The organism is Pseudoalteromonas sp. NEC-BIFX-2020_002, from assembly GCF_013002825.1.
In the GTDB taxonomy this organism is placed as follows: domain Bacteria; phylum Pseudomonadota; class Gammaproteobacteria; order Enterobacterales; family Alteromonadaceae; genus Pseudoalteromonas; species Pseudoalteromonas neustonica.
This window is the reverse complement of sequence record NZ_JABEPJ010000013.1, coordinates 130,468-142,482: the sequence shown is the minus strand read 5'-3', so window position 1 is coordinate 142,482 and position 12,015 is coordinate 130,468. Positions and strand designations below refer to the sequence as shown.

Annotated in this window: 10 protein-coding genes; 7 read left to right on the top strand and 3 right to left on the bottom strand. The window is 39.2% G+C overall.

Annotation, left to right across the window (positions count from 1 at the left end):
* Positions 1-634 precede the first annotated feature (634 nt).
* Together pyrE and rph are read right to left on the bottom strand one after the other, a co-directional pair.
* Positions 635-1,279 (bottom strand): orotate phosphoribosyltransferase, encoded by a 645-nt coding sequence (gene pyrE / locus HJP15_RS15280; protein WP_054206701.1) that lies wholly within the window; start codon positions 1,277-1,279, stop codon positions 635-637.
* A 20-nt stretch (positions 1,280-1,299) separates the two neighbouring features.
* A complete protein-coding gene (rph, locus tag HJP15_RS15275) occupies positions 1,300-2,013 on the bottom strand; it encodes a ribonuclease PH (RefSeq protein WP_054206700.1) in 714 nt (237 codons plus the stop codon).
* 178 nt (positions 2,014-2,191) lie between these two features.
* On the opposite strand from rph, the gene HJP15_RS15270 reads away from it, so the two are divergent.
* The 7 genes from HJP15_RS15270 (at position 2,192) to HJP15_RS15240 (ending at position 10,804) form a co-directional block, all read left to right on the top strand.
* Complete coding sequence (locus tag HJP15_RS15270) at positions 2,192-3,052, top strand: YicC/YloC family endoribonuclease (protein WP_054206699.1); 861 nt, start codon at positions 2,192-2,194, stop codon at positions 3,050-3,052.
* Between the two features lie 248 nt (positions 3,053-3,300).
* Entirely contained in the window at positions 3,301-5,310 is a 2,010-nt protein-coding gene (locus HJP15_RS15265) for a methyl-accepting chemotaxis protein (RefSeq protein WP_170174086.1), read from the top strand.
* A 102-nt stretch (positions 5,311-5,412) separates the two neighbouring features.
* Positions 5,413-6,033, top strand: coding sequence for a guanylate kinase (gene gmk / locus HJP15_RS15260; RefSeq protein WP_054206697.1), 621 nt, complete (start codon positions 5,413-5,415; stop codon positions 6,031-6,033).
* Positions 6,034-6,151: 118 nt separating this feature from the next.
* Positions 6,152-6,427 (top strand): DNA-directed RNA polymerase subunit omega, encoded by a 276-nt coding sequence (rpoZ, locus tag HJP15_RS15255; protein WP_054206696.1) that lies wholly within the window; start codon positions 6,152-6,154, stop codon positions 6,425-6,427.
* A 128-nt stretch (positions 6,428-6,555) separates the two neighbouring features.
* Positions 6,556-8,655 carry a bifunctional GTP diphosphokinase/guanosine-3',5'-bis pyrophosphate 3'-pyrophosphohydrolase gene (gene spoT / locus HJP15_RS15250; RefSeq protein WP_169328336.1) on the top strand — a complete coding sequence of 700 codons (2,100 nt, stop codon included), beginning with the start codon at positions 6,556-6,558 and terminating at the stop codon, positions 8,653-8,655.
* 12 nt (positions 8,656-8,667) lie between these two features.
* Positions 8,668-9,060, top strand: a complete 393-nt coding sequence (gene ridA / locus HJP15_RS15245) for a deaminase RidA (RefSeq protein ID WP_054206694.1) — start codon at positions 8,668-8,670, stop codon at positions 9,058-9,060.
* Between the two features lie 139 nt (positions 9,061-9,199).
* Positions 9,200-10,804, top strand: coding sequence for a FapA family protein (locus HJP15_RS15240; RefSeq protein ID WP_169328335.1), 1,605 nt, complete (start codon positions 9,200-9,202; stop codon positions 10,802-10,804).
* A 58-nt stretch (positions 10,805-10,862) separates the two neighbouring features.
* Here HJP15_RS15240 and asnA read toward each other — a convergent pair whose 3' ends face one another.
* On the bottom strand, positions 10,863-11,858 hold the full coding sequence (gene asnA / locus HJP15_RS15235) for an aspartate--ammonia ligase (protein ID WP_170174085.1): 996 nt from the start codon (positions 11,856-11,858) through the stop codon (positions 10,863-10,865).
* Positions 11,859-12,015 lie beyond the last annotated feature (157 nt).

Sequence of the window (12,015 nt, the reverse complement as noted above, 5' to 3'; positions counted from 1 at the left end):
TCTTCAATTAAAAGTTTTTTCTGTTCTCATCCAATAAAGAATGAAGAACCTGCTCAATGAATTCTGAATTTATTTAATATCTTTCGATATTGAATTGACTGTGCCGAATAATTATTAAAAATAACTATTCTGTTGGTCACTCAGTTTCTCTTTCGAGAAATCACATTGAGACTCTAAATTTTTTGCCTTGCTTAGTAAACTAAGTTCGGCTGTTAGAACTCAATCTGTACGAGTGCCCACACAGATGATTGCTTTATATTGTTAAAGAACGTTGCGATTAAAGTTAAACTTTATCTCGCTAGGGCTGCGCATATTACGCTTTCCTATTTTTTTGTCAACACTTAAATTTTAGTTTCTTTTAAAGAATTTCAAAGTTAAGTTTTACTCGACTCACTGATTAACTCTTGCCCCGCTAAGCGTTGCTGTCTGCCGTCTCAGTGGGGTCGCATTATAGGGCGCGGCGGATTTTACGCAAGCGTTATTTGAAGAAAACTTGAAATAACGTACTGTTCGTTCATTATTTAAACCAAACACTGCAAAACCAAAGCTTTTAACGTTTAAATAACCCTAATAACGGGTTTTAAATGTAAAAAGCCCAGTGATATATCACTGGGCTTTATTTAAATAACTCTAGTTAAGCAATACCATATTGTTCACGGTATGCTTTTACTGATTCTAGATGCTCATCCATAGTACCTTTACTCTCAAGGTAACTGATTAAATCAGCAAGCTTAACGATTGAAACTACTTTAGTTCCAAAGTCACGCTCTACTTCTTGAATTGCAGAAAGCTCTGCTTTTCCTTTTTCTTGGCGGTCTAGTGCTATTAACACACCGCTTAGGTCTGCACCGTTTTGCGCGATGATCTCCATAGACTCACGAATTGCTGTTCCTGCAGTGATCACGTCATCAACTAACATGATTTTACCTTTAAGCTCAGAGCCGACTAATGTGCCACCTTCGCCGTGTGCTTTTTTCTCTTTACGGTTAAAACAATAAGGCACATCTTTATCATGATGATCAGCAAGTGCGACTGCGGTAGTCGTTGCAATTGGAATACCTTTATAAGCAGGGCCAAATAATACATCATATTCAATTGCAGCATCTTCTAATGCTGCAGCATAAAAACGACCAAGGCGTGCAAGGTCTCGACCAGTATTAAATAAGCCCGCATTAAAGAAGTAAGGACTAGTACGGCCAGACTTTAAAGTAAACTCACCAAACTTTAGTACCTGCTTTTCAAGGGCAAATTCAATAAACTCTATTTGATAATCTTTCATTGCTATAAACCTATCATTTATTAAGCTAATGCTTGTTTTTGAATATCGATAATTTCGCGAATTGAATGTTTTGCAAGTGTTAGCAGCTCATCAAGCTCGTCAAACGAAAATGGTTCGCCTTCCGCAGTACCTTGAATTTCGATCACTTTGCCTGTTTCAGTAAGAATTACATTCATATCTGTTTCAGCGGCTGAATCTTCTAAATACTCTAAATCACTAATAGCCTGGCCTTTATAGATGCCAACAGATATAGCAGCGATCATATATTTAAGAGGATTCGAATTGATCATACCTTTACTACGCATATGTGTAAGTGCATCGACTAACGCAACACATGCGCCGCTGATAGATGCGGTACGTGTTCCGCCATCAGCTTGAATAACATCACAATCAATAGTAATAGTATTTTCACCTAACGCTTTTAAATCTACAGCAGCACGAAGTGCTCGTGCGATTAGGCGTTGAATTTCCATAGTTCGACCGCTTTGTTTGCCGCGCGCCGCTTCACGACCATTTCGAGTATGGGTAGAGCGCGGTAACATACCGTACTCAGCTGTGATCCATCCTTTGCCTTGGCCTTTCATAAAGCGTGGTACACCTGATTCAACAGTTGCTGTACAAAGTACTTTAGTGTTACCAAATTCAACCAACACAGAGCCTTCAGCATGCAAGGTGTAATTACGTGTAAATGTAACCGGTCTAATTTGGTTAGGTGTTCTTTCGCTTGGACGCATTCACGATCCCCTTAATTCAGAATTTTACGTATTATAAGTCGATGTGTGCTTAGATGCCATGCTGATTTAAACAAAAACCAACTGTAAAATTCTCATCAACAAAAATTTCCGCTAGAGCTTATACAGTGTTACGGTATAATCACTTTAATATTGTCTAAATAAAACTAGGAAACCATCCATGATCCACAGTATGACTGCTTACGCGCGTCGCGAAATTAAAGGCGATTGGGGCACTGGCACCTGGGAAGTTCGTTCAGTAAACCAACGTTACCTTGAAACCTTTATCCGCGCACCTGAGCAATTTCGTGGCATGGAGCCGGTTATTCGTGAGCGCTTACGTAAACATTTGCAACGCGGTAAAGTTGAAGTGTTCTTAAAGTTTGTAGCAAATCCAGCTCATGTTGGTGAGCTGTCGATCAATGAAGCATTGGCAGCGCAGCTTATTAATAGTGCTAAATGGGTGCAACAACAAAGTAATGGTGACATTAATCCTGTTGATATCTTACGCTGGCCTGGTGTTATGGAAGCAGAAGAACTTGATATGGACAGCGTTAACACAGCACTTATATCGGGTTTTGATCAAGTGATCGAAGACTTTAAATCTGCCCGTGGTGATGAAGGTGCTAATCTCGAAGAAATGATAGCGACCCGTCTTGATGCTATTTTAGAACAAGTGAATATAGTAGAAACTCACATGCCGGAAATAGCAAAATGGCAACGTGAAAAACTCGCTCAAAAACTAGAGGATTTAACCGCTAATATTGACGAATCACGCCTTGAGCAAGAACTTATTTACCTAGCACAAAAACAAGATGTAGCTGAAGAGCTTGACCGTTTAAAATCTCACGTAAAAGAAACAAAAAAGATTCTTAAAAAAGGCGGAGCGTGTGGTCGTCGTTTAGATTTTATGATGCAAGAGTTTAACCGCGAAGCAAATACTCTAGCGTCTAAATCTATTAATAGTGATATCACTAGCGCAGCTGTTGAACTTAAAGTATTGATTGAACAAATGCGCGAGCAAATTCAGAACATAGAGTAACGCAATAAAAAGACCCAAATAAATATTTTGCTCTTTCAGTCTATCTATAGGTACTTAAGCTAGCATTTAAGTGCCTTTAAATAGACTCTGGTTTTGCAAGAAAAGTATTTAGATCCCTCCCCTCTCTCCACTTTTTTATTTTATAAATTCACATTATTTATCATAAATAATTCGCTGCCAATAGAATATAATGGGCTATACTTACGTCTAAATAAGCAACAGTGTTGAATTTAGATAAGGTTATACCTATGAAGTTAAATGTTAAATTATACTCTGCATTTTCGAGCATCATCATTTTGATGTTAGTCTCGAGTACTATTGTTTGGTTTAAAGTATCTACTGAAACTCAACGAGCTTTAGAAATTAAAGGCGATGACTTACCTGGGCTTATTTTATACATGGCGCAGCTTGATGAAATGTATCGTATGCAAAATGAAGCTTTAGAGTACTTATCTGGTGATGTGAATAAAGTTAAAGATTTTAATGAGCTATTTACTCAATTCAAGAAAACTAATTCAGAGTTAAGGAAATACGAATCAGCAAAAGCTTCTGATCGTATAAAGATGGATAAAATCTCAAGTCTAATGGAACAGTATCATCAAAGCGTTAATAATAATATTTTTGAAAAATACAATCCTGCAACGCACCAACAAGCTATTGCTCAAGCAAAAAGCCTGAAAAATACATCTGGTGAGCAGTTAGAGACTCTTTTAGATAAATTAAAAGACGAAGAGTTTGCCGACGCCTTTAACACAACTGAAATAAACGAAGCCCTAAACGATGATTTACCCGGGGTGCGTTATTATTTAGAAATGGTTGATGAAGCCGGTGATATGCTGTCGTCGATTAATGCACATCTAGCAGGTGATTTGTCTGCGCAAAATGATTTTAAAAAGGATGCAGCAAGCTTTGCTGAATACCTAACATTAATAAAACCGCTAGAACAAAAGCCCAATGAAATTCAAAATATCAAACAAATTGAAAGTTACTTTGAAACGATAAAGCGTGAAGCTGCTATTGTTTTTAATGCTTATAATCCACAAAACCATACAGCTGCAAAAATCGCTATTAATACTCTAGAAGAAAGTATTATTAATGAATTAGTTACAATTTTACAATCATCCGCTGATGAAGAAAGAGATGATGCTACTTCTGCTCTAGATCACTTAGATACCGGATTAAATTTTACTTTAACTATTATTATTATAATAACCTTAATAGCAACCATCATTGGATTTAGTGTAGCTTACCTAATTAGTAAATCTATTTTATCAAGACTCTCTTTGGTACTAGATACCGCTCATAGCATTGGTAATGGAGATATATCAAAACCAGCAATCGAACATCGTAATGAAGATGAAATTGACGCACTTGCTGATGCAACCAACAAAATGTCGTTATCATTAAATAACTTACTTGAAGCCATCAGTGGAGTTGTTTCTGATGTGAAGCTTTCAAGTGGTGATATTGCAAATACAAACACCCAAATAGCAACCCGCAGCCAAGAGTCTGCCGATCAATCAACACAGGTCGCGACAGCTATTGAAGAAATGAGTTCAACGGTCTCCGAAGTTGCGCGTCAGAGTCAGCAAGCCTCCAGCCAAGCTGAAAATGCAAAAGATCTCGCAAGCAATGGGGGTATATCAGTAAAAAGTACAGTTGATGAAATTAAAAGTGCCTCAGCGCGCGTACAAACTACTGCAGATACGGTGACTGAACTTGGTGATTTAAGTGCGCAAATAGGCAATGTGATAGGGGTTATAGGCAGCATCGCAGAGCAAACTAATCTGCTAGCATTAAACGCTGCAATTGAAGCTGCTCGAGCCGGTGAACAAGGTCGTGGATTTGCCGTTGTAGCCGATGAAGTTCGTACTTTAGCTGAGCGAACAACTAAAGCAACTGAAGAAGTAGTTAATACTGTGCAATCCATTCAAAATCAAACGCAAGTTGCAGTGAACTCAATGCAAAGTAGTGTTGAACAAGTAAATATGAGCGTAACTTTAGCTGAAGAGGCTGGTAATCAGCTAGAAAACATTGTAATTGGCGCAACTGAAATCGCAGCAATGATCCAATCTATCGCAACAGCCACAGAAGAGCAGTCTGTTGTTGCAAGTGAAATGGCTAAAGATGTGTCACTCATCGAGCAATCAAGCCAAAGCTCACTCCGTGATACTCAAGTTGCTGCGCACTCCGCAAACTCATTAAATAGCCAAGCAGAGCAACTTGCGCAATTAGTTGCTAAATTTAAACTAAGGTAATGTGTAGTTGAGCTAGTTTAGTCATTTACAGTACAATGCTCCTATCAAAGGCTTGGGTAATAGTTAACCCAGGCCTGTTTACTTTATGTAGAGAATTAAATAATGGCGCAAACTCGTGGTAACCTGTTTATTTTATCAGCCCCATCTGGCGCAGGTAAATCAAGCTTAATCAATGCATTGTTAGCTAAGTATAGTGATATGAAAGTGTCTGTATCACACACTACCCGCTCACCTCGCCCTGGTGAAGAAAACGGCGCACATTACCATTTTGTGAATGTTGATGAATTCAAATCATTGATCGAAAAAAATGATTTTTTTGAATGGGCCCAAGTCTTTGATAATTACTACGGCACATCAAAGCAAGCAATTGAGGAGCAACTCGCTGCCGGTATTGATGTGTTTTTAGATATTGACTGGCAAGGCGCGCAACAATTACGCAAACTTGTTGATGATATAGAGACCATTTTTATCCTACCGCCATCAAAAGCAGAGCTTGAATCTCGCTTAAATAACCGCGGACAAGATTCACAAGAAGTGATTGCAAGTAGAATGGCTAAAGCACAATCAGAAACCTCTCACTACGATGAATATGATTATGTCGTCGTTAACGATGATTTTGCCAGTGCATTGAATGAAATTGAAACAATTGTGCTAGCAAAACGCCTATCACTACAAAGCCAAGCTATTCGTCATCAAGATTTACTCGCTGACCTACTGAGTTAAATCTTAATTTAAGCTCGGTAAGTATTTTATTTGTTTAAATTAACCACAAGCTATTGGCGAATCTGGCTCGTTGCAGTAAACTACGTCTTTGCTTAAAAATTTATTTGGAGTGCTGAAGATGGCTCGCGTAACTGTTGAAGATGCAGTAGATGCAATTGGTAATCGTTTTGACTTAATTTTAGTTGCGGCTCGTCGTGCCCGCCAAATTGCAGTTGGTGGAAAAAACCCACTAGTTGATCCTGAAAACGATAAGCCAACAGTTGTTGCTTTACGTGAAATTGAACTTGGTTTAGTTGATAGCTCATCGATGGATCTTATTGATCGTGAAGAGCAACAACACCAAGAAGCAGCTGAAATGGCTGCCGTTGCTGCTATTGTAGGTGGCAACCAATAATCTGACTTCCCGGTCCGATTTAGCCAACGACGTAGTATTTCTACTCTAGTCGTTGGCAATCCCTCCTTTTCATCGTATATTCTTAACTTACCGTTACCTATTTGCTTCACTCGAACATTGGAGTGTGAATGTATCTTTTTGAAGGTCTAAAAAAGAAAATATCAGAATACTTACCTGCTGCTGATGTAGAGCTGGTACAAAAAGCCTACGTGGTAGCCCGAGAGGCCCATGAGGGTCAAACTCGCTCAAGCGGCGAACCTTACATAACCCACCCTGTTGAAGTAACCCAGATTTTGGCTGGCATGCACTTAGATCACGAAACATTAATGGCAGCATTGATGCATGACGTGATTGAAGATACCGACTTTAGCCAACAAGATTTAGCCGAAATATTTGGCGAAACAGTTGCTGAATTGGTGGAGGGCGTCAGCAAGCTTGATAAACTAAGTTTTAAAGATAAAAAAGAATTTCAAGCTGAAAACTATCGAAAGATGATTATGGCAATGACCCAAGATATTCGGGTTATTTTAATCAAACTTGCAGATCGTACTCATAATATGCGAACTTTAGGGGCACTTCGTCCTGATAAACGTCGTCGCATTGCACGTGAAACGTTAGAGATTTATGCACCGATTGCCAATCGTTTAGGTATTCATGATATTAAGAATGAATTAGAGGATTTAGGATTTCAAGCCCTCTACCCAATGCGCCACCGCGCACTTAAATCAGAAGTTGCCAAAGCGCGCGGAAACCGTAAAGAAGTCATTTCAAATATCCAAACAGAAATCACAGCACGTTTAGAAGAAGCCGGCATTAAAGCAACCGTCTCTGGTCGTGAAAAACATTTATACAGTATCTATAAAAAAATGCTGAATAAAGAACTACTGTTTAATGAAGTAATGGATATTTACGCATTTAGAATTGCGGTTGATTCAATGGATATCTGCTACCGTGTATTAGGGGTGGCTCATAACCTCTATAAACCAATTGAAACTCGCTTTAAAGACTACATCGCAGTACCTAAAACCAACGGTTATCAATCACTACACACTTCATTAGTCGGTCCTCATGGTATACCTGTTGAAATCCAAATTCGTACTCATGATATGGATCATATGGCAGATAAAGGTGTAGCGGCGCATTGGATGTATAAAAAATCAGGTGACAGTGCCGGTCACACTGCACAGCAACGTGCTCGCCAGTGGATGCAAAGCTTACTCGAATTGCAGCAGAGCGCAGGTTCATCGTTTGAATTTGTTGAAAATGTTAAAACAGAGTTATTCCCTGAAGAAATTTATGTCTTTACCCCTGATGGTCGTATTGTCGAGCTACCTATGGGTGCAACTGCTGTAGATTTTGCTTATGCCGTACACACTGACGTAGGGAATACCTGTGTTGGTGCACGTGTTAATCGTAAACCGTACCCACTAAGTAAAGCACTGGATACAGGCCAAACAATTGAAGTTATTACTAGCTCAGGCGCGCATCCAAATGCCACTTGGCTAAACTTTATTGTTACTGGTAAAGCACGCTTAGGCATTCGTAATTACCTCAAAAGCCAGCATCATGAAGAAGCATTATTACTAGGCCGAAGATTGCTCGATTCAGCTTTAGGTGAAACTAAATTTGATGATATTCCGGTTGAAAATATTAATCGTGTACTAGAAGAACATGAACTTAATAGTGTATTAGAGCTACTTGTTGAAATTGGTTCTGGTAATTTAATGAATATGCTTATTGCACGACGTTTATTGCAAAATGATGATTTAGGCGATATTGCCAAAAATGCCAAAGCGACCATTATTGGCACTGAAGGTATGCTAGTTAATTATTCTAAATGTTGTAGACCAGTACCAGGGGACGCTATCACTGCGCATATAAGCCAAGGTAAAGGGGTAACCGTTCATCGTCAAGAATGTAAAAACATTCGAGGCTGGGAGTCAGAGCGATCAAAATACCTCGTTGTAAAATGGGATGATAATCCAGAGAAAGAATACATTGCAGCACTGCGTGTTGAAATTATCAATCACCAAGGTGCATTGGCAAAATTAACCAATGTTATTGCTACAACCCAAGCAAACATTGTCGAAATCGCTACCGATGAAAAAGAAAGTAATTTATACGTGATAGATTTAGGGGTTACGGTTAAAAACCGTGTCCATGTTGCCAACATTATGCGTAGAATTCGTGTGATGCCTGACGTGCAAAAAGTCTATCGTAAAAAATAAAATAGGAAAATCATGAACAAAGCATTTATTTCTACTGATCAAGCACCTGCGGCAATCGGTACTTATAGTCAAGCCGTTAAAGTTGGCACCGCAGTTTACCTTTCAGGGCAAATCCCATTAGTGCCAGATACTATGGAAGTGATTTCTGAAGACTTTGCGGAACAAACACATCAAGTTTTTAAAAATATTCGTGCTGTGTGTGAAGAAGCCGGTGGTGAAATTCAAGACCTAGTAAAAGTTAATATTTACCTAACCGATCTTTCTAACTTTGCGACAGTAAATGAAGTAATGAGTCAGTATTTCAAAGCGCCTTATCCTGCGCGAGCAGCAATTGGGGTTAGAGCTTTACCAAAAGGCGTACAAGTTGAAATTGATGGCATTATGGAGCTACCATCAACTAACTAACCCACTGTTGATAGCGGCCAAAATTAACTTTTGTCCGCTATCAACATTAAAGCCTCAGCGATTTTCTTGACAGTTATACAATTCTCTAGCACTCTTAAATTCATAAACCTTTAATTCTAGCGTTGCAAAAGGATAGTGTGTGTTTAAGCTTGCTCATAATGGTAATGTACTACTCGATGTTATTGAACATTCGCCCCCGAGTGCGGCTTTTGTTATCGAAGCCCTTGAAAAATCAAAATTCTGCGATTGCAAAATTGAGCTGAACACAATCAATGCTTACTTCAAGAAACCGAATAAAGAACGCACATTAGTCGTAGCAGTTAAATATGATGCCTCGTTTAATGTCGTTATTAGCGACGATAAAATGCTTGCTACAGGGGAATTAACACTCGCACAAGGTGGTAGCATTATTGATCTTGATACTGCAAAGCAGCACCTAATCAAAGCTGGTGTTGCAAGAGGGTACAAACAAGTATTTTTAGAACAGTTGCTACAACAACAATTTGAAATACCTGCAGGTCAAATAGCAAAAGGCACTTTAGCCAAAGGTCGCCTGCCAACCGATGGTCAACCATCAAGATTAATACCTCTCGTGAAAACCTTAAAAGAGCGCCTCAATGCACCGACACTACGTGAAGACGGTACCGTTGATATGCGAGACTTTGGCAAACTAGCGAGCGTCGAGCCAGGTGTATTATTGATCCGCCAACAACCTGCAACCCCAGGTAAAGAGGGCTTTACTGTTTTAGGGGATGTGTTACCCGCAAAACCAGGGGAGAGCTCTCCTTTAGTCGCGGGTGAAGGTGCTGAAATATCAAAGAACAATCCATTAGAGCTCGTTTCAACTATTCCAGGGGTTCCTGTTGATATTCGTAATGGCATGCGAGTTGATGATATTTATACCATTGGAGATGTAAATGTTAAAAGTGGCCACGTTTACTTTGATGGCAGTGTAATTGTTACTCACAACATAGAACCTGGTATGAAGGTAACAGCCAAAGGTGACATTACTGTATTAGGTACTGTTGAATCTGGTGAGCTCATAGCCCAAGGAAATGTAACAATAAAGCAAGGTGTTATTGGCCACCAGCTCGATGATAAATCTTTGTCTTGTAAAATAACCTGCCAAGGAGACATCCACCTTCTTCATGCACAATATAGCCATCTTGCTGGCAGCAATATTTTTATTGAACGCCAAGCAAGTCATTGTGAAATGAAAGCAACACAACTTTTGCAAGTAGGCCAAAGCGATCACCCTAAGGGTAAATTATTTGGCGGTGAAATTTTAGACGCAGGAATGATTATCGCCGGAGAGATCGGCAATGAATCCGGCGCTAAAATGATGATAAATATGGCTGTTTCGGGACAAAACATTATCAAAGAAACAGATGACTGCTTTAAAGAACTCGCTCGTACTGACGAACAGCTCGATACTCTTCAAGCAGCCCTTGAAAAAGCTGACTTAGTGAAAGATAAAGAAAAGAAAAAATTATTGATGACTAAGATTGGAGCCACTCAACAACATTATTGCCAACAAGCGGAACAGCTTGAGCAGCGCTTATCTAGCCTTGATCATCATTTAAATAAGCTGCTTAGTGAAGCTAACTTGGCTGTGAACCAAAAGCTTCATTCCGGAGTAGAAATTCACATTTTTGATAAAGTCTTAAAAACTAATCGTACCTACCCCCCTTGCAATGTAAAACTGCAAGAAGGGAAAATAGAAATTGAATTTAAAACCAGTTAATCATTAATTTCTTAATAGAGGCTAAATCAGATTTAGCCTCTATTCATTTCAATATATTTTATAAAATACCCATTACTTGCAGTCTTAACTCTTCAGGCCATACACTCACTTGTACTTGACCAATATGTGGTTTTTGCAATAACAGCATTGCTAACCGAGATTGACCAATGCCACCGCCTATTGTTTGCGGTAACTCCTTAGCTAGTAGCTGCTTATGCCAGTCAAGCTCTAGCCGCCCTTCATCACCTGTAATTGCCAATTGTGCGACTAGCGCTTCTGGTGATACACGAATACCCATTGACGATATTTCAAATGCGTCTTCAAGCACTGGGTTCCACACTAAAATATCCCCATTCAAGCCCGCGTATTGATCACATGTTTGAGTAGACCAATCGTCATAGTCAGGGGCACGTACATCATGAATTTTACCATCAGCTAGTGCGCCGCCAATGCCGATTAAGAATACCGCGCCATATTCTTGAGTAATCGCTTTTTCACGTTGTTTAGCTGTAAAGCCAGGATACATTTGGCGTAATTGCTCGCTGTGTACAAACGTAATCTCGACAGGTAAAAATGGGGTGATCCCAAATTCATCAGATACAAATTGCTCAGTGGCCTTTAAACCTTTATATAAAGCATCCACCGTTTCTTTTAATTTATCCAAAGAGCGCTCACTGCTTGCACAAATCACTTTTTCCCAATCCCACTGTTCTACATACACTGAATGTATTGGACTTAATGAATCCTCATCTGGGCGTAGAGCTTTCATGTGGGTATATAACCCTTCGCCTAAAGCAAAATCATGATCGGCTAATGTTTTACGCTTCCACTTTGCAAGTGAGTGAACAACTTCAAACTGACTGTCGGGGATAGTTTTAACATTTACAGCAACGGCATTCTCAGTACCACTAAGGTTATCCTGAATACCATCACCAACTTTCGCAAGTATAGGCGCCTGCACTTCAATCAACCCTAGTTGCAGTTCTAATTGCTGTGAAAAAAATTGTTTAACTTTACTAATTTGTTGCTGTTGCTGCACAAAGTGTGAACTCATAATAATTGGCCTCATTCCCAGTTATTGTTACTTGCATGATTGCGTTCAAAGCAGCCATGTCGTTAAAGCAATCCTCAAGCATTTCGTACTTTAATTCAATAACCAATAACAAAAACACCTTTAATATGTAAATTTAATCAATTTAATGGTATAAAAA

What these genes read in the sequence shown, in the direction of transcription:
- pyrE (WP_054206701.1), bottom strand. Translation starts at nt 1,279, where the DNA reads ATGAAAGATTATCAAATAGAGTTTATTGAATTTGCCCTTGAAAAGCAG.
- rph (WP_054206700.1), bottom strand. Translation starts at nt 2,013, where the DNA reads ATGCGTCCAAGCGAAAGAACACCTAACCAAATTAGACCGGTTACATTT.
- HJP15_RS15270 (WP_054206699.1), top strand. Translation starts at nt 2,192, where the DNA reads ATGATCCACAGTATGACTGCTTACGCGCGTCGCGAAATTAAAGGCGAT.
- HJP15_RS15265 (WP_170174086.1), top strand. Translation starts at nt 3,301, where the DNA reads ATGAAGTTAAATGTTAAATTATACTCTGCATTTTCGAGCATCATCATT.
- gmk (WP_054206697.1), top strand. Translation starts at nt 5,413, where the DNA reads ATGGCGCAAACTCGTGGTAACCTGTTTATTTTATCAGCCCCATCTGGC.
- rpoZ (WP_054206696.1), top strand. Translation starts at nt 6,152, where the DNA reads ATGGCTCGCGTAACTGTTGAAGATGCAGTAGATGCAATTGGTAATCGT.
- spoT (WP_169328336.1), top strand. Translation starts at nt 6,556, where the DNA reads ATGTATCTTTTTGAAGGTCTAAAAAAGAAAATATCAGAATACTTACCT.
- ridA (WP_054206694.1), top strand. Translation starts at nt 8,668, where the DNA reads ATGAACAAAGCATTTATTTCTACTGATCAAGCACCTGCGGCAATCGGT.
- asnA (WP_170174085.1), bottom strand. Translation starts at nt 11,858, where the DNA reads ATGAGTTCACACTTTGTGCAGCAACAGCAACAAATTAGTAAAGTTAAA.